Here is a 26,922-nt window from a genome sequence, read left to right on the forward strand (position 1 = left end):
CGGGAGCATTTGAGGCGGTGATCGTGCTGGCTGAGATTTTCCGGAAGCCTGTGGTTCTGTGCGGTTTGTGCCTGACGCGATCCGAACCCGTCGCGCGTTGGATCGTCATCGGCGATGACGTGCGCCAATCAGGCCAGCTAGAAGCATCTTCTTTAGTACGCTGGTGCCAGATGTATGGGGATTTCGCATTGGTGTGACGCAAGTGGCAAGGGGGAAGGCGATGGCTGCGGCAGTGGCCTCATGGTCGGCACCGGTGGAGGGGTATGTGCCTTCGTGCACGGACGATCCCGAGCGCTGGACCACCACACAGCCCGACACGCAGGCCATTGCGCTGTGTGTGGCTTGTCCGCGCCGGGGGTGGTGCGCTCAGCAGGCCTATCGGGTACCTGGTGTGCAGGGGCTGTGGGCCGGGGTGGTGGTGCCCGAGTCCGGGCAACGCGCCCGGGAGTTCGCGTTGCGCCGCCTGCGGGTGTTGGCCGAACGCGGCGGCTATCACGTTGCCCCACGCCGGCGGGGCCGACCACGCGGCTCCCGGAACTGATCTCTCGCCGGGCTGCTGTGCTGCATTTGGTTTGGTGGTTACATGCGGGTCATTCCGTCGTGGTCATAAGAGCAAAAATCACAGGGGTCGCCGTGTTCGCTGCCGTAGTTAACGTAGCGTGCAACTTTGCTTATTACGGTGCTGGCGGTGCCGGTATCAAGTACGGGCAGGGGCGTTGCGGAATTGTTGAGTGCTGCGATGCTGCGCACCAGGGCGGCAGGGTGGGTTGGGTTGTCGGTGATGTCGACGACGGGCTTCGCGTCAACAAATAAGGTGTACATGTCGTGTTCGGGAAATCCGAAGTTCAATCGGAGCACCCACCACTGTCCTGATTGTTTGGCGGCGTAGGGGAAGAATTTGTAGCCGGTGCGCATCCAATGTGGTTGCGCGGCTGTGTCAATCGCGAGGCGACTTTCAGCGGATTGTCCAGCGCTAGACATGTTTTGATTCTAGTCCTGATATGGCTAGCTGGTGGTGTGCGGCGTGTTGGCGGCGCCGAGGTGAGGTTCGTGTTATTTCGCACTACTGCGAGTTGGATGCGCCGGAGGCTGGCGCTGTCGTTGACCCGGTGAGGTGGTGGAGTTCGGTGTGCAGGTTGGTATGAGCTTGCGCTGTCCAGCTCGCGTGGGCGGTAGGGGTGCGATACAAAGCAGGCGCTTCAAGTAAAGCGTGCAGAATTTTTGAGCGTCCTTCCCGGAACGCGTCGTCGCTGAGGTGGGCGTATTCAGCGCGGATAGCGTTGGTGTAGTTGGCATAGCGGTCTGGTGGTGCGGCCAGGATCGCGAGATCGGCGTCGCATAACGTTTCACCGTTGTAATCATCAGGAGCGGGATCGTGGTGGGCGGTCAGCCGGATCAAGCGGGCCACCTCGCCAATCAGTGCCGGCGGTAACCGCAGTGCGCTCATGTCGTGTTCTGCGCGGCGGGCGCTGTTGTGTTCGTCGTTGGGTTGGCCGCGGTAGACGATGTCGTGATACCAGGCGGCGAAACGCACAGCATTAGCATCGGATGCGTGTGCGGCGAGTTCGTCGACGCAGCACAACACATCGCGCAGGTGGGTGATGTTGTGATAGCGCCGGTGAGGTTCGTCCCACCCGGTAAGTACGGCCCGGCAAATATCGTCAGCGTATTGTGAAGCGCCATTGCAGGTGGCGACGAGGGTTCGCCACTGCACTATCAGGTTAGCGGTTTGGCGAGAGTCGGTAGTCACTACTAGCTGCCTTTCTGGTGAAAATGGTGGCCAGGCAGTCCGCTATGAAATACTCGATTGGGTCAAAGTGGTTGTGTAACTCGGCTTTACGGCGTCCGCCCTAAGTCAATTCTGAGATTCAAGGAGGCGGCTTGAGTCTCCCCGATACGGTCAGGCAGACGCTGAAGCGGCAGACTCGGATTGCCCTGGGCAGCGCAACGGGTGGTTTGGGTTAAGCAAGTTTTGTCCGGCCCATCACCATTGCGGCATGCCCGGCTCTGGAAATGGCCGCATGATTCCTCCCCCACCTCCTCCCCGGGCTCCTCCAGCCCCGCCTCCTCCTCCGAGGGTTCCGCCTGCCCCGGCGTTCGGGCCGACACCGCCTGCTCGTGGGCTGCCGGTGCCGCCTTCGGGTCCCGTTGGTCCGCCACGGCCTGCGGCTGGCGGTTCAAGGCGTGGTTCGGCGGCAGGAGCTCCCTCAATAGGCGCTGAAGGGCGCACCGGCGGTAGTGGGGGTGGGCGCTGGGGATCGATTCCCATCGAGTCATTCACGCTGGCTCTGCTACGAGTAGAGCTGTCGATGATGGCGTTGTAGAGGTTGTTGCCGACGAGACCCTTTGCTTGATTCTTAGCGATGATCTGCTCGTAAGTCATGTTGGGCTCGGAGGCGGCTAGCTCGGCGGCGCGGGTGCGGTTGCTCATGAGATCCCGAACCCAGGTTCGCAGCGAATTGCGTTGATCGAACATGATTTTTGCGCGCTGTTCAGGGTTGAGGCCTAGTTGGGTGAGCCGCTCGTTAAGTTGCCGCATATTCAGTTCACCCTGGGTGTAGACGGCGCGTGCTTCGTCGTTTGATAGTGATCCCGGCTGGTAGTCGGGCAAGCCCAAATCGGCGGCGGGATTAGGCGTGGGTTGGGCGGGGTCTTGTTTCCAGTGGCGATCGACGGTTTGGATGCGCGCGCGACGACTGAAGTGGGGAGCGGTCGGGCCGAAGTTAGCTGCGTTGCTGATCGCCGATTGCGCATCGCGAATCTGTTGGGCCACCTGATTTTCGGCAGACCACCACTCTTGGGCCGATTCTTTGAGTTCAGCGGCGGCCGCGGCAACAACTTTATTGTTCGCGTCGGCGGTTTCCTGGCTGGTGCCTGCCGGCGGGGTGTAGGTGATCGAGAGGTCCTCGTTGACCGTGACTCCCGGTGAAGCTTCGGCGTTGGCGATGATCTGTTGGGCGTTGCTCAGCGGCGGCATCAATGTTGAAGTGACCGTGTTACGGATTTGCGTGGTGGCGCGCTCCACGCAGGCACGCAAACTGGCGACCGCTCGGTAATCCTGACCGGCGCGGGTTTGAGTTGCCTCGGCGGTCATTCCTTCCCAAGACGAGCCCCCTGGGCGCTGGGTGTATCTGTTGTATGTTTCGGCTTGCTGGTCAAGTGTGTCGATGGTCCGGAGCCAGTCATCAAGCAGATCCAGCACCCTGTGAGGGTTGGTGCTAAGGATCTGGGACTTCGTCGGTGTCAACCTTCGGCTTCCTCACGCCAGGGTGGCGGCTGACGGTGGCATGGGGACACTATTGCTCGCCCCCGGTGGTTGCTCATCGGAAGTCAGAAATCCTAGGCGGGCGTCCTCGACCATCTGAGCGACTTTGGTGAGCTGGTCGGCCACCGCCCGTCTCACTGCTGGCAGCGTGGTTGCCGACATCTCATGGGCAGCCGCTAGCGACGGCACCATGTCCTGGTTCTTATCAAGGAGATGCCCCGGAATGCCTGCCTTGACCTGCTCAGCAAGCTCGCGAAGCTGTGGCAGCAATCGACTCAACGCATCCAGATCAACGCGGAGATGATCCACCACTTTCCTCTCCCCCAGGTAGACGCCTATCCCCACAACTCTTTAACGGGTCGTAGTTGGGTTGATCCTACCTAGGCCGCGGGCAGCTGGAACCATCTTGAGCAGCGCAGATGATCTCATCGGCGATGCGCCCGATCATGTCAAGTATTAGGCAGCGGCCAGCCGCCGGACCCCAGTCAATGCTCAGCGTCTGACCCGAGGGGATGATCCCACGCGTACGGCGGGTAAGTGTCTCAGTTCTAAAGAAACGAAAGTGATCAGATCTTGTCTCACCACGAGCGGCTGAGAAACGAGGGCGTGGTCGTTAAATTAATCAGTCTTCGTCTTGCTCTGCGAGCCTGCGGCGATGAAATGCCCATTGATGCTGTATCTGTCGGCGGCAGTCATCCTCGATTCGTTGTCTTGGCTCGGCCGGGACGTGCTTGCCGTGTTCGGGGTGCTCGTCGAGCCAGTCGATGATTTTTTCGTTCACCATCGCGTGGTAGCGGGCGCGGAACGCCTCGGCGTCAGGGTCTTCCGGTTTTGACCGGGTTTCCTGGTTGGCCGCTTCGTTGTCTGGTTCGGGGATGTCGTCGATGTTCTTGCCCAGCAGGCGGGCCAACTCGTGACGCTCGGGCACGATGCCGGTCCGCAGCGCTTGTTGCATCAGGGGGTGCAGGTGCAAAATGTCAGTCACGTCGAGGCCCGCACTCAGACTTTAGGTATCCAGCCCGACCACGAGGGCGACAACACAAAACCCCGCCCCTGCGGGTCCTTACATGCGGTCATCCTTTTGTCGTCCACCCCGCAAATCACCCCACTTAGCGTGATGGAATGAAATGGAGGAAGCGTCTTTACCTGCTGACCATGAACAACACCTGATACCGGTCCTTCATTGGTCTGCTTCAATCCTGTGTCGGTACCGATCCAATTCACCCCGCTGCCCTCAGCAGGCGGAATGCCCGGCAAGTTATTTCCCCTACATTGGGCTGCTCCGATAGGAAAGTTGCAGGTAATGCCGTCGGGGGTGAGGAAGTAAATCTCTGAACTGGGATGTCCTGGGGTGGTCATGTCGATGCGGTAGTCGGCGATGTTGACTGGTGTGTAGCCGCTGAGGTCGGGGAATTTTGAGGGCTCGGCGTGTGCGGTGCATCCGCTGAGCACAGCGACGACAACCGCACCAGCGGCGATAAGTGTCTTGCCGGTCATGTCTGTCCATTCGACGCTGGCGGCGGTATCGGCGGCGGTCATTGGTTGGGGTTCACTTGGAATTGCTCGACGGTGTAGGGGATGCCCGGGTTGGCTGGTGTGGTGTTCCATTGGCTGACCAGAATCCTCATGTTGTCCAGTGTCGCACCGGGCATGATGTAGCCCCCGTAGTTCTGTGGAACCGCGCCTGGCTCACCCCATGGGCCACCCGCGGCCACGACAGTGACCTGACCACGGCCATTGTCGAATATTTGGGTGGGAAGCCCGCTGCCCACATGCACTTCGGTGTTCCCTGCGCTGCCGTTGAACCCAGAAAGTACTGGTTTTCCCCCAAGTTCGCGGAAGCTGAGCTCTCCGAAGTTGTCGCCGCTCAGACGTAGGGCTTGTTGTGCGGAGGTTTCTCCTGCTTGGCCCCACCCGGTGCCGGTCCAGGGTTGCCAGGCGTTGCGGTCGGTGATGTGGTCGGGGTCGACGCGGTACATGGTGACGCCTTGGTGGCGGTCGAAGCCGTCGGCGGCGATGTAGATGGTGCCGTCTTTTCCTTGGTAGCCGCTGATCTGGGTGGGTGCCTTGATGGGGTCGCTGACCCGGGGCGGCTCTCCAGGTATGCCGGCGGTGGGGTTGGTGATCGAGGCCCAGGGTTTGTAGCTGGCCTCGATGGGTTTCCAGCCGCCGGCGGGGTTGTTGGTGACTTCGACGAGCCAGGAGCCGCCTTTGGGTGCCAGGCCTTCGTTGGTATTGGTGCCGACGACCATCATGTAGGTCCTGCCGTCGCGGGTGGTGACACTGCCCGCGGGTAAGGCGTTGTTGGCTCCGGCGTCTTTGGCCGCCTGGGGCAGCGGGAATAGCACATTGGCGCCGTCGGGGCCGGTCAACGGTGCGCCGAAATGAGCGCGGCCCTGCGCATCAAAGGTGACCGGCACCGCCACTGAGGGAAAGTGTTGTCCTTCGCCCATCCGGTTGCCGCGATAGGAGTCCCCCAGGACGGCTACGTATTGCCCGTTAGGCAGTTGGATAATCTCGCCTAAGTCCGCTGCCCCGATGCCGGGAATGTTGGCGCCGGTCCCGGCGACCGGGCCGAGGTTGGCCACCTGCCCACGGGCGAGTCCGGGCGGCAGGACCAGCGGGGTGCCCGCGCCGGTCAGCGCGGCGGTCGCGTTGTTGATCGCGGCGGCTGTGTCGGCGTCGGCGGTACCCAGTGCATCGGCGAGGCGCTGCAAGTTGCCGGTCTCGGTGGCGGCTTCGTTGGCACGTTGGGCTTGCAGCGCGTTGATCGCGGAGTCGTCGAGGCCCATCAGCGTGGCGAGCTTTTTGGCGGCGGCGTAGTCGTAGGTGTCGGTGACCACCCAGTCTTCGGACACCGCGAAATGGTCGGCTTCCAAGCCCTGGGCTTTGGCCTTGAGCCCATCGATTATGGGCTGCATGGTGTCCCTACCGTTTTCGTAGGCATCGGCCAGCGCATTCATGTCGGCGGCGACGATACGGTCCTGGGTCAACTCTCGGTCGGCGCGAACCGCAGCGGCGTCCCTGGCCTGCCCTTGCCAGTCGAAGTCGTGCACCGTGTTGTGGACCCGCTCCCCAGAGCTGGCCAGCTTGGTTGCAGTTTCGCGCAATGGCGTGGCCATGTCACCGAGGGCGTTGGCGTTGGCTTTGTACACGGTGCTCTTTTGCGGGCGGCTCACTTACGCCCACCTGCACGAGACGATCAGGCCGGGCATGTCTAGTGCCGGGATAGGTTCATCTCGCCCATCGCGGTCAGCCCCTCACCGACGTGCTGGGACATCCACGGCGGCTTCACTAACCCCGGCGTCACGAGGTCCGCGATCTCGAAGGTGTCAGCCGTCTGCCGAAGCAGTGCCGCCATCAGCTCAAACCGCCCACCAGCCACCTTGAGCGCCGACACCACCGCATCATGGGCCGCTGCCAGCACCCCGGCCGTGGCAAACCCGGTCAATCCGGCCATCGCCGCCGTCGCGTCTGGTACCGCCAACCCCGCTACCGTGGCCTTTTCCGCGTCGATGCTGCCCGCACCACTACGCAGATTGGCCGGGTTAACCTGCAGAATCGTCATCGCACCCCGCTCACGATCGGTCCACACACCAGCCCAATCGTATGGGGCGACAGGGACCTAAATTTGCGCGCACTCCTCACCACCGACACCCGTAGGTCTCGTTTGTAGAGAATTAGGAGTGATCAGATCCCGTCTCACGGGTCGCTGGGTTGGCAGCAGCCCTATATCCCTAGGGAAGGATAGGACGTATCCCTAGGGAAGGATAGGACGCAACCCCCGGTAGATTTCATGGCGGGGCGGGGTTGAGGGTGTCGCTGTCAGCGGTGATGCCTGCGGTGACGTTGAGCGGCATTGTTTCCAGGTCTGAGTTGGTCGTTAGCTGTTCAATGCAGGCTTGCGAGGCGCCGAGATAGGTGCTGTCGAGGTCGATTTCGGTGGCCACACACCAGGCGTGATCATCGGGCCACCACAGGTTGACGGAGCGGTGCGACGAGTAGTGGGTATCGGTACTTACTGACTGGGAGGCTGCGGCGATGGGGCCGTGAGCTAGATAATAGTCACGCCCGGGGAGCGCGAAGGTCGGTCGGTCATGAAATGCCTGGTCAAGGTCACCGAAACCGGACCATACGGCAAACCAGCAGTGATCAGCGTTCGTGGTATGCCGCGATAGCGTGCGGGCTAGCGATGCGGCCGTAGCGGGAGGCAGCGTTCCCACCGCCGGTGCTGTGTCGAAGAGACCGGGCTGGCTGTCGTGGTACTCCACGACGTATCGCGATGCGTAGCCGATTAGGCGGGTGAACTGCATTCGTGGGTGGACAATTTTGTGGTTAGCGCGGGCGATCTCGGCCCAACTCACCAGTTTCGGCTCGGCGCCGTCGTGGTTGTAGGCGGGGTGCAACACCCGGGCGTAAGCGGCGAAGGTGGCTGGGATTAGCGACCCAACGTTGTCTGCAAAGCCGCACACGCTTTCAGTCAGCCACTGCGCCCGGCCGAGATCATCGACGACGTCCAAACCGCCCACCGCAACCATGTCTTTCACCGTAAAGGCATCGCGAGCAAGAACGCACAGTGGTCTCGTTACTAAAGATCCGGGGTCGATCAGTTCTGTCTCATCACGGGCGTATTTGTATGAGCTGGAACGATGGCGATGTGACCGAACGGCCCGCCCAGATCTCTGTCGAACGTACTCGCGCCCAACGCAATTGACGCGCTGTCTGACTACGCACCACTACGGTTAAGGATGGGTCGTCGTGCGACAATGTCCGTGCAGTCAAGGCAACGGATCGATGGCGCGCCCGAAAGGAATTGAGAGCGTTGACAGGTCCACCCGAATGCGAGATTCGTTTTCACCGAGACTTCGCCGGCGGAGTGCACGTCGAGTATGCGACCTCAACCTTCTGGTTCGTCCAACACGAACTCGGCCTTGCCGATAGCTCCTGGGACTTCGACGGCGAACACGTCAGCATCAACGCCGTCAACGGCAAATGGGCCTGGAAACTAACCGGCAAAGAATATGTTTACGACTACGGCCCCGATGTCGAACCAGTAGTCATGCTCGAAGGAATCCGAATCGGCTGACGAAAAGAGCGGATATTCGGCGCACCATCCCCCAGTCGGGTGGTCAATCACCACTTGCCGATGCCGCGTTAGCTAGCCGCGACATCATCGGCTAGGCCAAGAGCATCATCATGCACCAAATGGACCTCAATCGTGTACAAGCCCGGTTCGTTGTCGAACGGTATGAGTCACGGCTTAACGGACGAGACGCCTAGGAAACGTGGTTTGTCTCGTTTCTAGAGAGAAACGAGGTCGATCAGATCCTGTCTCATATCGCCGTCGAGATTTAGTCGAGATTATGAGGGTTGTCGGCGTGGATGGCGGATGTTGGTCGCCAGGATATGGAAGAGCAGGGCCGGGTCTTGCAGTCGTGTGGGTGGGTCGATGAGTCCGCGGACGCGTAGCAGCCGTTCGGTCACGATGATGTTGTTGGTCGCGGCGGTCAATGCTGCGCGTTGCATCCAGTTGCGCATCCGTTGCGGGAGTGGAGGGTTGGGGTCGGTGGGGCGTTCGTTGGTCTGGTTCATCGCCCAGACTGGCGCAATGTGTTGGGCAGCAGCGTTGTAGAACCGCTGCACGAGATCGGTGTCAGGCCGCCCGCTGGCGCGGCGCCGACGATTGCTCTCGGCCGGGCCGTCTGCCGGATCTGATCTTTCCCGCGGATCGCTCCTGGTTGGTCTCCACGCTGTGGGATGACGACTGGACCTGCCTAGGCGGACCGGTGGTGCTGGTGGATGGTTTCCTCAATCACCCCGATTTGTGGGGGTACGCACGGCGGGTCACCCTCGACCAGGACGCCACCCCACCCGGACACCGGGCGATCCGTGTAGGGGTTCAGCACGACCGGGGAGGACACTGATGTGGTGAACGACAGCCGCCGGCGATTACTGATGTGTTCAACGGGGATGATTTTCGGGTCAGGTGCGGCAATCATTGTGGCCGTCGGATTGGGAACTGTTCGTCTGCGCGCCGGACAGGTGCAGTGCGGACAACTCGATGACATCAGAACCTGGGAATACGCGACCGGCCAACGGCGCATCCCCGTGTCCCTTGTGACTTGTGCGCCGGTCTGGCAGGAGCAACGACGTCTGGTTGACCTTGCTCTAATGAGCAGCGTCGTCCTACTTACTGGTGCCCTCGCTAGTTGGGGGGTGACCCGACTGGTCCGCCAAGCTTGCGCGGTGAGCGCTTCGCACCGAGCCCGCGCAGCGGTGGTTTCCCGCGGCGATCAGGTCAGGGTCATCCTTGCTGGGCATCCCTACTGTGGACGGGTCGGGACCGTCGTTGAGGTGCTCGACCACACCCACGATCTGGACACGGTAGTTGCCGTCGACGGGGTCGAACCTAACCTTTTCGCCTTCCTGTATGGGGAGATCACGATGATGGAGTCCGGCCGAGCGAGAAAGGTCCACCCCTTCGGCACAGCCTGCTCGTTGTCGCTCAACACGCTTTGACGCTGCGTCTGCCGGATCCGTCAGTCTGGGGGTCAGAAATCTTGCAGTGCCTTGCTAGCGAGATGAGCTAAATCGGTGCCTGCCGTTGGACCGAGGGCTGCGGCGATTCCGGTCATGGCGAAGAATAGAAGTCGCTTGAGTTTGTCTAGGTCTGGCTTAGGGCGCGATGTCTCGGCTCGGATTTCGGTGGCAGTGTGCTGTGCCTCGGTGGCTGCTTTAGGCGATGCGTTCAGTGCCTGTGCCGCGTCGTCTAGTGCGTTTGCCACCGTGTTGACTTTCTCTAGCACTTGCGATGACACCGAGTAGGACTGCTGCGCGGCGGGGCTGTGGATAGCGATATTTGCACTGTTGCGGATGCGGATTGTCGTCGTTCCCTTTGGGTCGGTAGGTGAGTTGCCGCCTCGAACTGACTTCCCCATATCCGTTAGTGCCTCGCCCTTGGGAGTAATAGATGGACGGACAACGCCATGCCCCCAGGCCCTGGTGCCGCTGATGTACTCCTGGTCCCTGAGCCACTCAGATGCCTCTGCGACCTGTCGTTGTGTGAGCGGGTCACCTTGCCAGTCAACGGTTTTGGCGATGTCATTGGCCTGCAAGACCGGGTGTCTGTTGCCATCCACCATTACCTCGGTATCCTGGCGCGGAAGCGCAACGCCACGCTCGATGCCCACGTTCGGCAGGCAGAGGCGATGGTAGAAGAGGCGGTCGGAGTCCTGCGCTTAGAGCTCCCAGAACCAAATCAGTTCGGTCCTTAAGTCCCGCCGAGACCCGGTGGAACGTCCAACTCCGTCTTGTCGGGCCAGAGTGCTTAGCTAGGGTGCGCCGTGGCATAGGCCGATGTAGCGGTCGCGGCGCACGGCGTCGCAGAACTCGGCGAAGCGGCGATGCTGTTTGGTGACAACGAATTTCGTTGTGACAGTTGATGACTCCTCGGATGGGGCGCCGGCGGTGTGTTGAATGTCCTGGGCCTGGGTGTCGGCCATGGCGTGGTCAGTCCTCTCGGTAGAGCTTGAGCGCATGTCTGGGCGCCGAATCCTGGTCGAGGTCGGATGGCTCGGTAGCCGCTCCGGCCATCCCGGGCAGCGGGTGGTTGTAGTCGGACTGATGAACGGCAATGAGCTGGTCGACGACCTTGGCGCGTTCGCGAAGGCCTTGGCGTAGTTCGCGGCGGCGGCCGTTGCGGGCGGCGGTGATTTCCTTGAGCGCGACGGTGGTGCCGGCCAGCTCGGGGCAGATTGCCCGGCACAGGAACTTGTCGTCGTGGAAGATGCGGATTTCGGCCAGGTCGCGCGGGTCGTAGCGGATGGTGACCTGTTCGCCGACGTAGGCGGCCAGCACCGGGTCTAGGTAGCGCAGTCCTTGGAAGTGCACCCCGTCGGGGTGGATCTTGCGGGGCTGAGCGACGGTGAGCAGCAGCAGGTCGAGTTGCTCCAACGAGTCGGGCATCCGGGGCAGGAAACCGCCGGTCGACCAGCGCTGTGCTGGTGTTTGGCGGGTCTCACTGTGTATCCGGTGGTGATAGTCGCCGGTGAGGAATTGGCCGATCGCGGCGTCTAATTCGGGCAGGGTGAGCCGGGCCTGTCCGGCTCGATCAGGGGTGCCGGGTGGTGCGTAGCCGGGCAACGTTGACAGGCACATCTGGTTGATGCTGTTGAACAGCCGCTCGATTTTGCCCCGACCACGGGGCTTGCCGGGCAGAGAAAACACCAGTTGGATTTTCAGTTCGACCGCCACGGTTTCCATGTGCCGGGAGGTGAAGTCGCTGCCGTGGTCGGTGTAGAAGACGCCAGGGATGCCGCACACCGGCCAACCCGGATCAGGTTTGCGCCAAATCGCTTGCCGCAGCGCCAAAGCGGTGTTGATCGCCGAGGGCGCCTCCAAGGAAACCATGTAGCCGGCCGCGGCGCGGGATTGGTCGTCTTCGATGACGGTCAACCAGGGGCGGGCCGGCTTGGCCGACGGCGTGATCACCCACAAGTCCAGTTCGGTGTGGTCGGCCTGCCAGAGCTCGTTCGGCCCGCTCGCTTGACGCCGATACACCAAATCGAAAACCTCCTCGTAGCGTTTGGTGCCCTCATGCGCCAACATCCGCAAGCCCGGATCGAGGCCGGCGACGACCGCATACACCGTGCTGTAGGACGGCACCGGCCAATCACGTTGCGGCGCAATTTGAGTCACCTGGCGGTGAATGTTGGCCGCACTGAGCGGAGGTCGTCGTAATGCCAGCCCCTCGATCAGCGTCACCAACTGATCGGGCAACCCGCGGCGGCCACGATCGGAGCGTGCCGGACGGGCCAGGCCGGCCAATCCTGACTTGCGGTAGCCCGCCAGCCAGCGCTGCACGGTGCGCAGCGCCACCCCACTCTGACGCGCGGCCTCAGCCAGCGATATCCCGTCCTCCAGGTGTGGGCGCAGCACCGCGTAGCGGGCCATCGCCTGTTCGCGCTGCACCCCGGTTAACTCAGTTATCGCTTCATCTCGCGCGCTGAGCGGCTCGTCCGCGTCGGTCATGATGCGGCCGAGCTGGTGTTGAGGGCTTTGCCTAGATGCCGGTAGATGGTGGGCCGGGTGACGCCGAACTCGGCCGCGATCTGGGCAACGGTGTAGCGACGTTTCCCGTCCTCGGCGAGCTCGGCGTACATGGCCTGAGCCAGTGCCACCTGTCGCGGCCCCAGTTTGGGTTTTTGTCCGCCGGTGCGGCCGCGGGCCCGCGCGGCCGCCAGGCCGTCCATCGTGCGCTCAGACATCAATGCATGTTCGAATTCGGCAATGGCACCGAGGATTTGGAAAAACATGCGGCCGACGGCCGTCGAGGTATCGATGCCCTGGTCGAGGACCACCAGATCCACGCCGGAGCCCTGAAGGCGCTTGGATAGCTCGATCAGGTGTTCCAGCGACCGGCCCAACCGGTCCAGTTTGGTCACCACGAGCTGATCGCCGACCCGGTTGGCCGAAAGCAGGGCCTTGTCCAGCTCGGGGCGTCGAGCGAGCTTGCCGGAAGCCTTGTCGAGAAAGATCTGATCACAGCCCGCCGCGGCGAGCGCATCGCGTTGAGCCTCGGGGTGCTGGTCGCGGGTGGAAACCCGCCCATAACCGATCCGCATGGCCGGACCGTATCGCCAACCACCGACAGCGTGACATTGGTGCGGACACGGCAAGCGTTACGGAGTTGTCCTGCGCAAACGTTCAGGCCGGCGAACTGTCGCGCCAACGAACGTTGGCGCGACATCAGCTATAGCTAGCGAGCCGTTTGGACAAGCTGATGCCGCACAGCGGTGATTACGACTTCGGTGGGTCGAACTCACCACCGTGTGTTGGAAAATTCGACTCGTTCGGATCGATTACACCAGCAGCAGACGCAGCGCAACGTCTGCATTGCCAGCAGGTTGGTCTTCAAGTGATCCGACGAACACCGCGGCGATCTGTGACGGCGCCGCGGCCGCGATACTCCGCCACGACATAAGGTTGGGGTGGTCTACGTCGCTGACGGCTTCAGCAGGTGCCAGTTTGGCGATGGCAATAGCCAGTTGTTCTGCGGTGAGATGGAATTCGTGTGTTCCACCGCCGTATCCGACGACCTCGGCAAGCATCACCGCAGGCAGATCATGGGTGCCGCCCGGCCGATTAACATAAGGGAATTTCCACTCGCGTCCGTCGAAAAATCCCACTGCATACGCTACCGGCGCACTCCAGCCTGGAATTCGGCCACTGCGCACACGGCTGACCTCGCGCAGCCCAGCGAGTGTCGACCAGTCTTCGGAGGTCACGCCCGAATAGAAGCACAACCAACCACCAGACGCGCGTGAAAGACGCCTTCTGGTGCGATGGCTTAGGGTGCTGTCGATGGTGGTGCTGCATGGCAAGGGAATCTTGTTCGACATTGATGGCACTCCTGATCGATTCAGGCGCCGCGGTCGAACGGGCCTGGCGTGCCTTGGTTCTGGGAATATGGTGCCGATACCGAAGAGGTGCTAAGGATCTGTCACGGTCGACGGACCGAGGACATCGTCCCGCAATTCGTCGCACCGCATCAGCGAGCCGCGGCGGTAGCACGCGAACTCGCCCTGGAACTGGCCGATCTAGACGATGTTGTGGCCTTGCCCGGGGCACGCCAGCTGCTCGATGCCCTGCCGCGCGGCCAATGGGCCGCGGTCACCTCCGGCGAGCGCTCGTTGATGACGGCTCGACTGGCGGCAGCGCGACTCCCCGCGCCGAAATTGCTGATCAGCGCAGAAGATGTATCGACCGGCAAACCAAGCCCAGAGGGCTACCTCAAGGCGGCTGCGGCGCTGGGCTTGAAGGCACGGCAGTGCCTGGTGATAGAGGACGCGCCTGCGGGCGTTAGCGCTGGCCGCGCCGCAGGGGCGCAAGTACTGGCCGTCACGACTACTCACGACGCAGCAGAACTGACGGACGCCGACGTGGTTGTGACCGATTTGTCGTGCGTCAGCGCCAAAAGTCACCGACGGTGACGTCGCCCTGTTAATCGCCCAAGCGGTTGTGTAGCACGCCATTTAACGCTGCAAAATCACCGCCACTTAACCCTGAAAGTCACAGGCCGAGGTGTCTCATTTCCTGTCTCACAGCGCGTGTCTCAAATCCTTAATGGTGGTGGGCGATGAGACAGTGGTCGGTGTGAGCGCGATCCTTGGCTACGCACGAGTTAGCACCGCTGGACAAGACCTCGACGCCCAGCTTGTCGCCCTGGCGACTGCCGGCGTTGACGCCGAGCGGGTGTTCATCGACAAACTCTCGGGGTCAGCAAAAACAGACCGGCCGGGCCTAGCCGCGGTGCTGGACTACGCCCGCGCCGAGGACACGCTGGTTGTCTGTGCGATCGACCGGCTCGGTCGCAGCGTCTTTGAGGTCACGCGTACCATCACTGAACTCGGAGAGCGCCGAATCACGCTGCGCGCCTTGAGAGAAGGGATCGATACCGCGACGTCAACCGGGCGCGCGGTGGCAGCGATCATGGCGACGTTGGCCGAGCTCGAACTTGAGCTCGGCCGAGAGCGGCGCGCCGCATCACGCGATTCCCGCCGCAGCCGCCAGCTGCCGGCCACCAAGCCGCCCAAACTGACCGCCGATCGCCAAGAACAGCTCCGCCGGCTCGCGGCGACCGGTGAACCGGTCCGAGAGTTGGCCGCTGCCTTCGGGATTGGGCGTGCCACCGCATATCGCTATTTAGCAGCAGGATCAGCACTAGGGAGCCATGAGTATGCCGGAAGACAGTGATGCCGCCGGAGCAGGTCAAAGACCGCCCTTGACGCCCGAGCAGCTGACGGCCCTGACGGCCTCGCTGTTCGAGGGCCACATCGGCTTGCAGTTCTCCGAAATCGGAGCCGACCGCGTGCGCGCAAACCTCACGATCAGGCCAGAGCTGTGCCAAGGTACCGGAGTCACTCACGGTGGGGTGTATTGCTCGATGGCCGAATCCGTCGCCAGTATGGGAGCGAGTATCGCGCTCAATGGCAAGGGCTACGCCGTGGGAATCAACAACAACACCGACTTTCTCCGCGCAACGCGCGACGGTGTTCTGACTGCCGAGGGCACCCCCGTATTCCGGGGTCGACAACAGCAGCTGTGGCGAGTCGTCATCACGGGCAGCGACGGTCGTGAATGCGCCCAAGCCCACGTGCGCCTGCAGAACGTGATGGTTGACCCCGCACAAGCCTTGCGGATTGGGCGGCCACTCGCGTGAGCTGATCAGCTGCATGACGTCACCGGCTGATCTTCGAGACAACGGGGAATAACGCGGCGGCAGCGCTACGCTGCTGTGTCGTGTTAAAGACGCGCCTGGACACCGCTCGGATCCGAGCAGCGCGGCAGGTCATCGACCCGATTTTTCTCGACACGCCGCTGTACCGCTGCGAGGCGTTGGAACCCGATCTGGGGTGCACGGTGAGCATCAAGCTCGAAACGGCGAACCCGGTCCGTAGCTTCAAGGCTCGCGGCACCGAGGTAGTCGCGAGCCTGCTCGCCGACAAGGGCTCGTCTGCCGTGGTGTGTGGCAGCGCGGGCAACCTCGGGCAGGCCCTGGCTTGGTCTGGTCGCGCCAGGGGTCTTGAGGTCACGGTCGTGGCATCCCGGTTTGCACCTGCGGTCAAGCTCGATCGCATCCGCGCACTGGGCGCGAGATTGGAGTTAGTGGACGGCGATAACGAGATGGCCCGTGTCCGGGCGGCAGCCATCGCACGGCATGACGGTATCGGGCTGCTCGATGACAGCTTGGACATCGAAACCTGTGAGGGCGCGGCGACCATTGGCCTGGAACTGGTCGACGCTGGGTCGTCGTTCGACGCTGTGCTGATCGCTCTCGGGGGTGGAGCGCTGGCTACCGGCATCGGGCATGTGATGAAGGCCCTCGCGCCCGATGTCGAGGTGATCTGTGTTCAGCCGGCCGGCGCACCGGCGATGACACGTTCGTGGCGTCAGCGGCGCGTTGTCACCACCGACTCGGTTGACACCATCGCAGATGCTGTCGCCGGCCGGTGTCCAATTCCGGAGGTCCTCGACGACCTCCTCCTGGTCGGCGACGACGCCGTCTTGGTCCAGGAAGCATCGATCATCGCCGGTATGCGGGTACTTCTGAAGGACGCTGGCCTCATTGTCGAACCGTCGGCCGCGCTCGGCATCGCGGCGATCCTGGAAGACCGTGACCGCTTTGCTGACCGCCACGTCATCACCATCGTGTGCGGCAGCAACGTCGACCTAGACGCCTATCACCGCTGGGTCGGTGCCGGTACCGAGGACCCGCTGACTCTTAATCAGCGGGTCCTGCGTCGGAAACCCTGACAGGACAGCCTGGCCCCCCGGCCGAGGACTCAGTCACTCGGCGGCTAAAGCGTGGCGTTGGCGGCCGAGCTCGCGGTGTACAGCGTCGTCAAGTGGATGTGGGAAGCGGAGGCATGATGGGATAGCGGCTGTTCACCATTGTTGGACTGGAGCAGCAACGTTCTGGTCGGGAAGTGGCGTGACTAATGGAATCAAGCCAGGCTTAACCAACCCTTCGTTAACAGTCGCCCTGGCGAGCGAGCCCGCTAACCCACCACGCTGTCCCGAAAACCTTCGTTATCGGGAACACGCGGGCAAAAGAAGCCAGGTAGGTCGCCGGGGTTGGCCTTGCGTCGCCCTAGTTGCCACTTTGACGACGCGACCGAGTTAATCGTCCTGTTGCCAGAGCTGTGCGGTGAGGTCCTGGAACGTGACTAAAGCAACGGGATCATCGTCGCGCAGCAGCGCCGACTTGCTCATCCAGGCGCGCACGGTTGAGCCGTCGGCGTGTACCAACTCGACGAGTTCGCCGCCGTGGAGTCGCATGACGGACACGGGGGATGATTGGTCTGTGGGCAAGGTGGTAAAGAGCTGGGAAAATTTCAGAGTGTGCAGCGATTTGAGGGAATATCCCAGCATGCTGGCGAATGTTGAGTTGGTGAAGAGGATGGTGCCGTCGTGGGAAATGGCGAGTACGGCGACGGGGATTCGGTCTAGTACCACGAGTGCGGGTAAGTGGATCAGGGTGCTCAGCGGTGATTGACCGTCCTGCCCTGGGCGGCGGCGTTCCTGATGCTGATCGTCGGGCATCGGTTCCTTAGTTCCACTGTTCTTGCGAACGGGCGGGGCTCAATGTTACCCACGTCACACAACCGTCAGGGCGAATCGCTTAATTGAGAGTGCTCGGTGCGGCGTGCGGCGTGCGGCGTGCGGGGTGGAGGCGTTAGAGGCGTTGCTCGAATCGGCTTGAATTGCTCGTGTCGCGGCGGTGACGCCGCCGGCTTCCTCGTGGCGGTGCGCGGCATCTGCGCTTCGCGCGACTGCGGTGGGCTGATCGCTTCGGCGCGGGGAGCCCAGCGAGACGGCAGGCGCGGGATAGTCAGCCGTTTGGTTGACGGTTCGGCAGGCCGCGGCGCGGTGGCGGGTGTAGCGCGGCGGACTTGTGCAGGTATAACGGCAGCTCGGACTGGAGGCGGGCTGCAGCAATGATGCGGGCCGTAATGGGTTGGCTGCTGACCAGTCGCAGCTCGATGCCGCGGGCGCGGCACTGTTGTGAGGCCTCGACCAAGACACCGAAGGCGCACACCGCCATGAAGTCCAGTCCGCTGGTATCGACGACGAGTGGCCCCGGGGCGGCGGTAGCGTGCGCGGCCGCGCGCACGATCTGCCTCCAGGTTCTCACGTTGCTCGCGTCGATCTCTCCGCCGGCGCAGAGCAGCACAGCCAAGCCGCGGCGTTCGGTGGTGGCTCGCAACAGGCTGTCATTGGCATTCGTCATGAAGGCGAACTCTTTGCTGAGGTGCGCGGGTGATGGAAGCATTTCGGTGCTGCCCATGGGTTTCCCTAGAGGTGCTGCTTCACCCAGTGTCGATGCTCGCCCCTGCACTGCTCAAAGGCGGAGCCGACCCGATTCCACCAGCAAGTTTACCGCTGTAATACGTGCCGTGGTAGCTGTACCTCGCACCGTTTTCCTTTGTAAACGCTTCGCGACAGCTGGTCGGTTTCGTCAGACATTCCACATACTGAGAATCGTTGCGCTGACCAATCCTGCTAGCCCGAACCAAGAGCCGTCTCTAGAATTTCGGATTCGCAATGGCAACTCCCCTCATGACACCCTGCTGGGCTCCTTCGCGGCATGCCCTTCCTCGTACTAGCCGTGCTTGTGCGTGGTGGTGTCGGTTGTCAAGGTTCGGCTTTTGGGTCGACCGCACAGCGGCATGGCCTTGACAGCCGACACCACCACGTCCACCACAATTGGCGACGAGGAAAGACATGGCAACCTTCAATTCACAAAGGCATGCGGTCGTTGTGGTCCGGCCTGGGGATGCCAGCGCCGTCGAGGTATGTGTTGATGGCATCGTCGACGGTGTCGGTGATCGCATAGCCGCGGGCCTTGATCCATTCGAGCCGTGCCAGCGTTCCTGAGTGCAGCTGCGTTGCGAACGGGCTTTTCGCCTTGCGCTGCCGCGCCTTTAACCGCACCGGCGGCTCGGCCGCCTCATTTCTTTGGTCGGGGGTGACCACCGGTGCGGGTGGAATCTCATCGTCCGACCGGCTGACTGTTGCCGCCGGCGTGGCGGATGTTTCTTCGGCTTTGACTCGGGCGGCCTCGGCCCGCCGCTCCGCGCGGGACAAGGGTCGGGTGGAGCCGAGCTGTAGACCGCTGGGCTTCGCGTTCATGCTGCTTGCCTCCTTGCCGCGATACGTTCGGCGACTTCTCGGTATGCCACTGCGGCCGTGCTGGTGGGGGCGTGCACGTGGACCGGTACGCGCTTGCCCTTGGCCTCGACCACTCGCACGGTGTGCGGAATCTCGCCCAGATACGCCCCGCCGGCATCCCACTCCCCCCAATCGGCTCGCAGCTGCTTGCGAACATCCTTGCTGGCCTTGGGATTACCGTCGAAATCGGTCAGCAGCACATATCGGATTTCGACGGCCGGGTTGAGCGTCTCCTGAACATCGAGGATCGCGTTACCAAGCTCCACCAGCCCGTCAACTTCATCGGGCCCGGCCTTGAGGACCGCCAAGACGTAATCGGCGGCCGCCAGCGCCGCAGTGGTCAACTCACCCAACGCCGGCGGGCAGTCCATGAGCACGAAGTCGTAGTCGTCGATGTCGTCGAGCTGGCGGGCGAGGCGCAGCTGGCCACCCGACCCGAGTCCGGTGCGCTCAAGCTCCTTGAGCGCGAGATGACCCGGTGCGACATCGATCCCGAACTGGCTCGGCCGGATGACCTTCGCGAGCGGGACGCGCATCGCCCTGTCCGGGTGCAATACCTCATACATCGAGGCATCGTCGGCGCCAAGCTCGACGCCGAGGCCCTTAGTGCTGTGGGCCTGCTGATCCATGTCGATCACGAGAACGCGAAAGCCCATCGTGGCGAGATTTGCGCCAAGGTTGATCGTGGTGGTCGTCTTACCAACGCCGCCTTTCTGGAGTGCCACCGCCACGATTTCGCAGCGCTCACCTGCGGAAACATTCATAGCGCGATAGCTTACCAGATTACATACATGATAGTATGCATTCTTTATTACATGTAAGTTTGTATGCATACATTTGTGCAGCCTTCCCCTGGGTTGGGCTCACGGCCCGAGCAGGAAAATCTGCAGCGCCTGGTGCCGTTAAACCGAAGGGTTAAAGGGCGGGCCCCGGTGGACTCCGGGAGGCCCAGCGCGTCGGGTCGATGAGGCGGCCTCGCAGGCCAGTTCGGTGTGCCACTGGCTCGCTTAGCCCAACCAGTGCACCTCGCGGCAACGGGACAACTGTCCAGTCAATAGCCGGTTAGTTAGGGTTTATTGAAATGAGTTTTTTCAGCTCGATCCCACAACCCCCGCCGCCTGAGCCGATGCGACAGCCTTTACTCGCTTGGATGCAACCCGATGCGGTGATCCCCGCATCGGTGCCTGGCGAGCTACTGCTGATCCGCACCGAAGAGGTAGCGGTGTCGATTGGCAGCATTTGCGCCTACCCGAACGGGTTCGAGTTCACCGCCCACGTCCGCAGGCGCGGCAGCGACCACAGCGAGCCAGGCTGGCACGATCCGTTTGGCCGTTTCGGGCAGCGCGGCCCACAAGCATCGAGCGGTGACGCCTTGCGGCTCGGTCTTTTCTACGCCGACGGACGTCGCGGCGCCACCACCGGCGGCCACTGGGGGCCAGGCGATCCCGATGGCCTGGTTCTGATGCCTGCCGGCGCGGGGGGAAGTGCCCGGCGGTGGGACGGCAAGTTCTGGGTGTATCCGCTGCCACCGGAGGGCCCGGTGACGTTCGTGGCAGCCTGGCCAAAATACGCGCTGGCCGAAACTCAAGCGGAGCTGGACGGGGCCGCGATCCGCGCAGCCTCCGGGCGAGCAGTGACCTTGTGGCCGGAGGAATCGGAGATCAGTCCGGGCGGCGGTGGCTGGAGCAGCCAGACACTCACTGCGTACCAGACTGCCGAGCCAGAATCGGCGGCAGAACAACCGCCCCACCCACAACAATGATCACTTTGGAATCACCTAGGCGCAGGTGGCGGAGCTTTCGGAGCCGAGACGATCCCCGAGAAGGAAGGATTGACGGCTCAGCAGCACGCGGTTCGGTGGTCGCTGATGCTCCGTCGTTCGATCGCCCGGTTCTGACGGACTTCATACCGTGGGAATCATGAACGCCGCCGAGCACTAGGCAGCATGGCTGGACAGATACGGCGACGACTACACCACCGATGACGAGTGCCGCGTCGCCTACCGTGACTTCAAAGCGAATCTGGCAAAGACTCACCGAAGCCGCAGACTCGCTTCGCGAGCGAGACGCCGACGGCGAATCGTGATTACCGCTGATGCCGTGCCCGTCGCCGTCTACCTCGGAGTCCGCACGAGAGCGTGTCACTGCCAACTTTGAGCCGTAAGAACTGCGCACCCCCGAGGCGTGTCCGCTGATCACGGGGCGTCTGCACCCCCGCTCGCTAACGTCTGCGGCATGCGCATCGACACGTTCCATCGCTGGCGTAGACACAGATCATCCTGCGGACCCTGTGAACCGGTCTGGTTCACGCCAACAATCGGTGTGAGGACAGCACACCTCGACCTGACCGTGATGATCCGGGTAGGCCGTACGGCGACCCGCCAGGCTGTCCGGGGCACATAGTGACCGCTCGGCACATCTACGTCGACGAGACCAAGCACCGTGACTATTTGATGGTGGCGGCGGTCGTGTTAGGGGAGGATCTGACGTCGGCTCGCGCTGTCGTTCAGGAGCTTCTCAAGCCCGGACAGCGCCATCTTCATATGAAGGACGAGGCGGACGGTCGCAAAGAGACCATCGCCAAGGCACTCGTCAGCGCCGATCTTCGCGCGACGGTCTATGACGCGGGCCGGCGACACCGCACCCAGGTGCTTGCGCGGGCCGCGTGCCTGTCTGCGCTTGTCGAGGACCTGGCCACCAGTAACGTCGAGACATTGATCGTCTTGGACCAGGACGAGAGCCTCGTGCAATCCGATCGCCGACTGCTCTACGGCGCTGTGCGCGCTGCGGGCTGCGAGGCCACAGTGCGCTACGAGCATCGGCGAGCGGCCTCAGAGCGTCTACTTGCTATCCCTGACGCCTTCGCCTGGTGTTGGGCCAAAGGCGGCCGCTGGCGGTCTCACATCCGACCTGTGGTCACGGTCCAGCCGGTCTGAAACACACTCAGATACGCGCGAAGCCCGAGCGCCGCGGTCGTCCGGCCGGGTCTCGGGCTCACTTCCTGCAGCTATTGCCGCAGGCACCTGTGACTATACACCCGGCACAGTCGCTGGGTAAGGGGTCACCGAAAGCGGAGCTGGCAACGTCCCGCCATCAGGGCCGCGTAATCCATTACAAAAAGGTCACGGGTTGCGGCGTGTTGTTATCAGGTAACCGCCGTCGTGCTGGCACAGTCATCACCATGGCCCAGTCGCGCAGCACACACAAAGGCGATCGCGCCCAGATCATGGCGCGTCCCGATCGCATCGTCTACGACATCGTCAAACAAGAAGCCGCAGCCCGGGGGATCCCCATGGGGCAATACGTGGCCGATGTTCTTGCCGCTCACGTAGGGCACCCCGAATTGGTGCGCGAACTTAACAAAAAGATGGAGGTTTTGCCGTTGGCGATGTGAGCACCGTAGCCCGACACAGTCGGGCAGATGGGAAACAATTCCATAGCGGTGTGGACGACTCGCTGAGATGACGAAGGCCCCGCATGGCGGGGCCTTGTCGAGGGGGTTTGAACCGAGTTAGCAGCTCGGTTCCGGGTCCGCACCCGTTGCCCCTGAAAGGGACGTGTCTTGAGCGACTCGTCTCACGGTAGCGCATACCTGTATCCGGTTCCAGAGGACGCGCACCGTGATCTGTCGGATAGTCATCATCGAACGCCGTTAACGGCATTGTCGCGGCCGTTCACCGCGGCCCCTGCGACCTATCGCGGGTGCAGTCCGACGCGTCGGCGCCGCGGGATGGTCCGCACCACCCCGACCGCGCAGGTGCTGGCGATGCGGCGCGGCCGCCGGCTGGCCGGTCGGCCCGTGCCGACACCGAGCGCCTTTGTGGGCTTGGAGCTTGACGATCAGGCTTACGCCGGGGTGCCGTGCTGGAGCGCCGGGCCGACCGGTTGGGCGCACATCACTGTGGCGGTGACCTACGACCTGCACTATGGGCGTGTGCGGCCGTTGATGTGCAATGGCGGTATCGCCAAACCCGCCCTGGTCGTGATTGCCGCGGCTATGGCCCGCTACGCCGACTGGCGCACCGGGCGGGGCTGCCGGCCCACCAACACCCAACTTGCCGCCGACACCGGCTATGACGAACGCACCATCCAACGCGCCCATGAATGCCTGCGCCTGCTGGGGGTGGCCACCGAGATCCTGCGCGGCCGGCAGCGCACCTACACCGAACGCATGGCCTCGTGGCGCCTGGGCGATCGCCACCGCGGGTGGGCCTCGGTGTGGGCGCTGCACGACAACGCCCACCTCACCCGACTTGTCCACAGCTTGTCACCCCACCTGGAACGGTCCCCAGTAACCACCACACCCCCCTGTTCTGTCCGACTGATCACTACCCGCGCGGGCGCTCACCGCGCCCGGCATCACGGCGCTACGCGCCGCCGAGCACCCGATGAGGCGGGCCGGCGGCTGGCTGGGCGGTGGCGCGCCGATCCGCACGCCCCAGCGTGGGCACGGATGTTCAGCGCCAACAGTTGGGCGGCGATGCTGGCCGCCCCCGCACGCCACGGCTGGACCCCGCACGATTTGACCGCGCTAGTGGCCGACTGGCTGGGCACCGGACATTGGATTCCCGACCGACCGGCCCGACCGATCGCGCTGCTGGGCACCCTGCTCGCGTGGCACAGCGCCCACAACACGTTGGCGGCCCGACCCAGCGCCCTCGATGAGGCCCGGGCCGTCCACGCTGAGGCTGCCAGAGCGGCCCGCCAGATGGCCCGCGACGCCGACCACTGCGCCCACCTGCTCGGGCGTACCGCCGCTCGCATGGCCGCCACCGGACCTGGCCGCGCTGCGGCCTTCGCCGAGCTCGCCGCGGTACGCCGCCGCGCCGCACTCCGGCGCACCGCGACCGCCGCCGCCGACCACGCCCGCATGAGCGGCCTCGTCGAGCACGCGCGCCGCGACCACCATCGCGCCCCCGCCGCTGACCGCCGCGACCCATGACGCTAACCGCATCAAGCTACTTGGCACATTTGCACAAATGTGTGCGATGCTGGTGTGGTGGTGGCCGCCTGTCAAGACACTCTGACTCCCCGTTTGGCGGGCGGCCCAGAGTGTGATGCAGGGGGCTACGGGTGTTGACGATTGCGAAGTTGTCGCGGTGGTCGATCGCGTATTACAACGACACGGCCAATGCGGTGGGGATGGCTGCGCGGGATGCCCGGTGTGCGAATGGGGGGTTGGGGGAGTACTACGCCGAGGGTGACACGCGGACCCCGGTGTGGGTGTGCGCCGGTGATGGGCGCACAGCGGCGGAATTGGTGGGGTTGAGTGATGCGCAACGCGTGGGTGGTGAGGCGGATACCGGGGTGGTGGGGCGGTGGCTGGATGAGGGGGTGGCGCCGTCGGGGCTGTGTGGTCGGGCGTTGGGGAAGGGGTCGGTGCATGGGTTTGATTTGACGTTTTGCGCGCCCAAGAGTGTGTCGTTGTTGCGGGCGTTGCACCCCAATGATGTGACGCAAAAGGCGGTGGTGAACGCCCACACCGCGGCGTTGGCGGAGGCGTTGGAGTATTTGGCCGAGCATGCCGGCTATACCCGGGTGCACAACCCGGTCACCGGAGACAAGGACTTGGTGCGCCTGCCCGGAATTGTGGCGGTGGCGTATCAGCATGAGACATCGCGGGCGGGGGATCCGCATCTGCATACCCATGTGATCGTGCCCAACCGCCAAGCCCGCGCGGACGGGAAACTGGTGTCACTAGATGGCATGTCGTTGTTTCATGAGGCGCGGGCGGCGGGGGTGATTTATCAGGTGACGCTGCGCCGGGAGTTGCACCGCGCGATCGGGGTGGAATGGTCCCCGATCGACCCCGCCACCGGGATGGCCGAGGTCGCCGCGATCGACCCGGGAAGTATCACCGCGTGGTCGCAGCGCGCTAGTGCGTTGCGGGCGTGGGCGGCCAAGAATCTGGTCGTCATTGATCCGGCGGTGGGGCCGACCCCGGCGCAGTTGGCGGCCGCGCAGAAAGCGACCCGCCCGGGCAAACCCGAGCAGTTGGCGTGGGCCGAGTTGCGGCGGTTGTGGCGTGAGGATCCGCGCGGCTGGACGATTGATCGTGACGCGCACCAGGCGGCGCGCCAGGCCCGCCAAGCCAGAGCGACGCGGGGGGTGTGGTCGCGCAGCCGGCTGGTCGAGGCGGCCGAAGCGCGGGGTAAAGCGGTGCTGACGCGGGCGGACTTGGTGGAGCTGATCGGGGCGCAACTCCCGGTCGATATCGACGGTGATCCGCGGTCGCCGCGGGAGGTGATTGAGGCTACGGTCGAGCAGCTTGGGATGCGGATTTCGGGGCCGCGGGCGGCGCATCAGCGCGAAGGGTCGCAGCGGTTTACCCTGGATAAGATTTTGGCCGCCGAGGCCCGGCTGCTTGAGCTGGTTGATGCCCGCGACGAACGCGGACAGCTCTACGGTTTGCGGGATCTGGATGTGGCGGGGCTGTCGGCGGATCAGGCCCGCGCAGTGACCAACATCGCCTGGTTGCCGTGGCTTGTCTGCCCGCTCTCGGCGCCGGCGGGGGCCGGGAAAACTACCTCGATGCGGGCGCTGCGGATCGGCGCCCGTCACAGCGGTAAGCGGGTGCTGGTGATCGCGCCGACCGGCAAAGCTGTCGATGTCGCGGTCCGCGAAGGCGCTGGGGATACCGGGATGACCGTCGCCGCCGCGTTGACAGCGTTACGTGACGAAACCCTGGTCCTTAATGAGCGCACGGTGGTGATCGTCGATGAGGCCGCGATGGTCGGCACTACCGAGTTGCGGGCGCTGCTCGCGGCGACGACTGCGGCTGGGGCTAAGACGGTGTTGGTTGGTGATGCCCACCAACTGGCCCCGGTGAAAGCGTGTGGGGGGATGTTCGCCCAACTGTGTGTGGATCTGCCCTGGACCCAGACGTTGTCGCAGGTGTGGCGGATGTCCGATCCCGGTGAGCGTGCCGCGTCTCTGGCATTACGTGAGGGCGGGCCCGCCCCGGTGCGGCGCGCCGTGGGCTGGTACGCCGGCCACGGCCGGTTGCGGTGCGGGGACCCGATCGCCATGGCCGCTGATGCCCTCGAGGCGTACCGCGCCGACATCGCCGCCGGCAAAGATGCGCTGCTGGTGTGTGACACCACCGAGATCGCCGACGCCCTCAATCAGCGCCTCCACGACGACACTCTCAACGCCCGCGACCCGCACGCCCCGCCCGCCCCGACGATCACCGCGGCGCGTGGGCATCAGCTCGCGGTGGGGGATCTGATCCTGACCCGGCGCAACACCCCCGACATCACCGTGCTGGCGGCCGCTGATAACACCCGACGCGTGGATGCCCCGGTCCGCAACGGGCAACGCTGGCAGGTCCTGGCCGTGGACCCCGCCGGTGACCGCATCGCCGCGCGGCGGCTCGGTGATGGGGCGCGGGCCGCGTTTTCTGGGGACTACCTGCACGAGCAGGTGACGCATGGGTATGCGGTCACCGTGCACTCGGCGCAAGGCGTCACCGCGGACACCACCCATGCCGTATTGGGGGAGCGCGCCAGCCGAGCGTTGCTGTATGTGGCGATGACCCGCGGCCGGCACACCAACACCGCCTACCTCTACGAACGCCAAGCCACCGAGACCGCCCATGAACACCGCGACCAGCCCGGGATGCATGTGCTGCACCGCGGCACCACCAGCGACGCCGTCGGGCTGGTGCGCACCGTGATCGCCCACCGCGAGGAACAAGCCCACAGCGCCCATCACGTCGCCGCCTCAAATGACCCCCGCCAGCTGCCCGACATCGTGCGCGGCCTCCTGGTGCGGCGCACCCACGCCCTGAACGCCCGCCAGCGCACCTACCGCGCCTGGCGCGACCAACAACTCGAGGTCATCCTCGAACAACGCCGCTGGGTGGAGCAGCACTTACACCGCACCCGCGAGCACGAACGCGATCGAAGCTACGGGCTGGAGCTGTAG

31 protein-coding genes are annotated in these 26,922 nt (G+C 63.7%); 12 read left to right on the forward strand and 19 right to left on the reverse strand.

The window, feature by feature from the left end:
* Positions 1-220: 220 nt before the first annotated feature.
* Positions 221-541 carry a WhiB family transcriptional regulator gene (locus C0J29_RS32350; protein ID WP_120795257.1) on the forward strand — a complete coding sequence of 107 codons (321 nt, stop codon included), beginning with the start codon at positions 221-223 and terminating at the stop codon, positions 539-541.
* A gap of 38 nt (positions 542-579) precedes the next feature.
* Here the strand turns inward: C0J29_RS32350 and C0J29_RS32355 are convergent, their stop codons facing one another.
* The 9 genes from C0J29_RS32355 to C0J29_RS32395 form a co-directional block, all read right to left on the reverse strand.
* Positions 580-981: a hypothetical protein gene (locus C0J29_RS32355; protein ID WP_120795258.1), complete on the reverse strand. Its 402-nt coding sequence runs from the start codon at positions 979-981 to the stop codon at positions 580-582.
* Positions 982-1,063: 82 nt separating this feature from the next.
* Positions 1,064-1,750 (reverse strand): HD domain-containing protein, encoded by a 687-nt coding sequence (locus tag C0J29_RS32360; RefSeq protein WP_197748267.1) that lies wholly within the window; start codon positions 1,748-1,750, stop codon positions 1,064-1,066.
* 234 nt (positions 1,751-1,984) lie between these two features.
* Positions 1,985-3,202, reverse strand: a complete 1,218-nt coding sequence (locus C0J29_RS33180; protein WP_162951707.1) for a hypothetical protein — start codon at positions 3,200-3,202, stop codon at positions 1,985-1,987.
* Between the two features lie 57 nt (positions 3,203-3,259).
* Positions 3,260-3,577 carry a hypothetical protein gene (locus C0J29_RS32370; RefSeq protein ID WP_162951708.1) on the reverse strand — a complete coding sequence of 106 codons (318 nt, stop codon included), beginning with the start codon at positions 3,575-3,577 and terminating at the stop codon, positions 3,260-3,262.
* A 310-nt stretch (positions 3,578-3,887) separates the two neighbouring features.
* On the reverse strand, positions 3,888-4,220 hold the full coding sequence (locus tag C0J29_RS32375; protein ID WP_162951709.1) for a hypothetical protein: 333 nt from the start codon (positions 4,218-4,220) through the stop codon (positions 3,888-3,890).
* Between the two features lie 44 nt (positions 4,221-4,264).
* A complete protein-coding gene (locus C0J29_RS32380; RefSeq protein ID WP_120795263.1) occupies positions 4,265-4,804 on the reverse strand; it encodes a hypothetical protein in 540 nt (179 codons plus the stop codon).
* A complete protein-coding gene (locus C0J29_RS32385) occupies positions 4,801-6,444 on the reverse strand; it encodes a DUF4185 domain-containing protein (RefSeq protein ID WP_242460745.1) in 1,644 nt (547 codons plus the stop codon). The genes C0J29_RS32380 and C0J29_RS32385 overlap by 4 nt, the downstream gene beginning before the upstream one ends.
* A gap of 38 nt (positions 6,445-6,482) precedes the next feature.
* A complete protein-coding gene (locus C0J29_RS32390; protein WP_120795264.1) occupies positions 6,483-6,833 on the reverse strand; it encodes a hypothetical protein in 351 nt (116 codons plus the stop codon).
* 226 nt (positions 6,834-7,059) lie between these two features.
* Positions 7,060-7,803, reverse strand: coding sequence for a hypothetical protein (locus tag C0J29_RS32395; protein WP_120795279.1), 744 nt, complete (start codon positions 7,801-7,803; stop codon positions 7,060-7,062).
* A 284-nt stretch (positions 7,804-8,087) separates the two neighbouring features.
* Between C0J29_RS32395 and C0J29_RS32400 the strand changes: the two genes are divergently transcribed.
* Positions 8,088-8,351 (forward strand): hypothetical protein, encoded by a 264-nt coding sequence (locus tag C0J29_RS32400; protein ID WP_162951710.1) that lies wholly within the window; start codon positions 8,088-8,090, stop codon positions 8,349-8,351.
* 275 nt (positions 8,352-8,626) lie between these two features.
* Here C0J29_RS32400 and C0J29_RS32405 read toward each other — a convergent pair whose 3' ends face one another.
* On the reverse strand, positions 8,627-8,857 hold the full coding sequence (locus C0J29_RS32405) for a hypothetical protein (RefSeq protein WP_162951711.1): 231 nt from the start codon (positions 8,855-8,857) through the stop codon (positions 8,627-8,629).
* A gap of 654 nt (positions 8,858-9,511) precedes the next feature.
* Between C0J29_RS32405 and C0J29_RS32415 the strand changes: the two genes are divergently transcribed.
* The gene (locus C0J29_RS32415) at positions 9,512-9,784 is read left to right on the forward strand and encodes a hypothetical protein (protein ID WP_162951712.1); all 273 of its coding nucleotides are present in this window, start codon (positions 9,512-9,514) and stop codon (positions 9,782-9,784) included.
* 32 nt (positions 9,785-9,816) lie between these two features.
* Here the strand turns inward: C0J29_RS32415 and C0J29_RS33185 are convergent, their stop codons facing one another.
* The 5 genes from C0J29_RS33185 to C0J29_RS33195 form a co-directional block, all read right to left on the reverse strand.
* Positions 9,817-10,455 (reverse strand): hypothetical protein, encoded by a 639-nt coding sequence (locus tag C0J29_RS33185; protein WP_162951713.1) that lies wholly within the window; start codon positions 10,453-10,455, stop codon positions 9,817-9,819.
* 141 nt (positions 10,456-10,596) lie between these two features.
* Positions 10,597-10,767, reverse strand: a complete 171-nt coding sequence (locus C0J29_RS33190) for a hypothetical protein (RefSeq protein WP_162951705.1) — start codon at positions 10,765-10,767, stop codon at positions 10,597-10,599.
* Positions 10,768-10,774: 7 nt separating this feature from the next.
* Complete coding sequence (locus C0J29_RS32420) at positions 10,775-12,295, reverse strand: Mu transposase C-terminal domain-containing protein (protein ID WP_244218057.1); 1,521 nt, start codon at positions 12,293-12,295, stop codon at positions 10,775-10,777.
* Positions 12,292-12,888 carry a recombinase family protein gene (locus C0J29_RS32425; RefSeq protein ID WP_120795269.1) on the reverse strand — a complete coding sequence of 199 codons (597 nt, stop codon included), beginning with the start codon at positions 12,886-12,888 and terminating at the stop codon, positions 12,292-12,294. Before C0J29_RS32425 ends, C0J29_RS32420 begins: the two co-directional genes overlap by 4 nt.
* A 237-nt stretch (positions 12,889-13,125) precedes the next feature.
* Positions 13,126-13,665 (reverse strand): hypothetical protein, encoded by a 540-nt coding sequence (locus C0J29_RS33195; RefSeq protein ID WP_162951706.1) that lies wholly within the window; start codon positions 13,663-13,665, stop codon positions 13,126-13,128.
* A gap of 48 nt (positions 13,666-13,713) precedes the next feature.
* Here C0J29_RS33195 and C0J29_RS32435 point away from each other — a divergent pair, with 48 nt between their 5' ends.
* The 4 genes from C0J29_RS32435 to C0J29_RS32450 all read left to right on the forward strand — a co-directional run bounded on the left by C0J29_RS32435 (position 13,714) and on the right by C0J29_RS32450 (position 16,579).
* Positions 13,714-14,256, forward strand: coding sequence for an HAD-IA family hydrolase (locus tag C0J29_RS32435; RefSeq protein WP_242460747.1), 543 nt, complete (start codon positions 13,714-13,716; stop codon positions 14,254-14,256).
* 163 nt (positions 14,257-14,419) lie between these two features.
* On the forward strand, positions 14,420-15,019 hold the full coding sequence (locus tag C0J29_RS32440) for a recombinase family protein (RefSeq protein ID WP_120795281.1): 600 nt from the start codon (positions 14,420-14,422) through the stop codon (positions 15,017-15,019).
* A complete protein-coding gene (locus tag C0J29_RS32445; protein WP_120795271.1) occupies positions 15,003-15,485 on the forward strand; it encodes a PaaI family thioesterase in 483 nt (160 codons plus the stop codon). Before C0J29_RS32440 ends, C0J29_RS32445 begins: the two co-directional genes overlap by 17 nt.
* Before the next feature lie 80 nt (positions 15,486-15,565).
* Positions 15,566-16,579 carry a threonine ammonia-lyase gene (locus tag C0J29_RS32450; protein WP_120795272.1) on the forward strand — a complete coding sequence of 338 codons (1,014 nt, stop codon included), beginning with the start codon at positions 15,566-15,568 and terminating at the stop codon, positions 16,577-16,579.
* A gap of 366 nt (positions 16,580-16,945) precedes the next feature.
* Here C0J29_RS32450 and C0J29_RS32455 read toward each other — a convergent pair whose 3' ends face one another.
* The 4 genes from C0J29_RS32455 to C0J29_RS32470 form a co-directional block, all read right to left on the reverse strand.
* Entirely contained in the window at positions 16,946-17,368 is a 423-nt protein-coding gene (locus tag C0J29_RS32455) for a PAS domain S-box protein (RefSeq protein ID WP_085088562.1), read from the reverse strand.
* 289 nt (positions 17,369-17,657) lie between these two features.
* Positions 17,658-18,113 carry an anti-sigma factor antagonist gene (locus C0J29_RS32460; RefSeq protein WP_120795273.1) on the reverse strand — a complete coding sequence of 152 codons (456 nt, stop codon included), beginning with the start codon at positions 18,111-18,113 and terminating at the stop codon, positions 17,658-17,660.
* A 452-nt stretch (positions 18,114-18,565) separates the two neighbouring features.
* A complete protein-coding gene (locus C0J29_RS32465; protein ID WP_120795274.1) occupies positions 18,566-18,958 on the reverse strand; it encodes a hypothetical protein in 393 nt (130 codons plus the stop codon).
* The gene (locus C0J29_RS32470; RefSeq protein WP_085088571.1) at positions 18,955-19,761 is read right to left on the reverse strand and encodes a ParA family protein; all 807 of its coding nucleotides are present in this window, start codon (positions 19,759-19,761) and stop codon (positions 18,955-18,957) included. The genes C0J29_RS32465 and C0J29_RS32470 overlap by 4 nt, the downstream gene beginning before the upstream one ends.
* Before the next feature lie 386 nt (positions 19,762-20,147).
* Here C0J29_RS32470 and C0J29_RS32475 point away from each other — a divergent pair, with 386 nt between their 5' ends.
* From C0J29_RS32475 to mobF, 5 genes are all read left to right on the forward strand, one after another.
* Complete coding sequence (locus C0J29_RS32475) at positions 20,148-20,759, forward strand: hypothetical protein (protein ID WP_120795275.1); 612 nt, start codon at positions 20,148-20,150, stop codon at positions 20,757-20,759.
* 639 nt (positions 20,760-21,398) lie between these two features.
* Complete coding sequence (locus tag C0J29_RS32480) at positions 21,399-21,932, forward strand: hypothetical protein (protein WP_120795276.1); 534 nt, start codon at positions 21,399-21,401, stop codon at positions 21,930-21,932.
* 245 nt (positions 21,933-22,177) lie between these two features.
* Positions 22,178-22,390, forward strand: coding sequence for a toxin-antitoxin system (locus tag C0J29_RS32485; protein WP_085088580.1), 213 nt, complete (start codon positions 22,178-22,180; stop codon positions 22,388-22,390).
* Between the two features lie 336 nt (positions 22,391-22,726).
* Positions 22,727-23,938: a helix-turn-helix domain-containing protein gene (locus C0J29_RS32490; RefSeq protein WP_242460746.1), complete on the forward strand. Its 1,212-nt coding sequence runs from the start codon at positions 22,727-22,729 to the stop codon at positions 23,936-23,938.
* Between the two features lie 131 nt (positions 23,939-24,069).
* On the forward strand, positions 24,070-26,922 hold the full coding sequence (gene mobF / locus C0J29_RS32495; protein ID WP_162951714.1) for a MobF family relaxase: 2,853 nt from the start codon (positions 24,070-24,072) through the stop codon (positions 26,920-26,922).

Origin of the sequence: Mycobacterium paragordonae (genome assembly GCF_003614435.1) — a bacterium.
Classification (GTDB): domain Bacteria; phylum Actinomycetota; class Actinomycetes; order Mycobacteriales; family Mycobacteriaceae; genus Mycobacterium; species Mycobacterium paragordonae.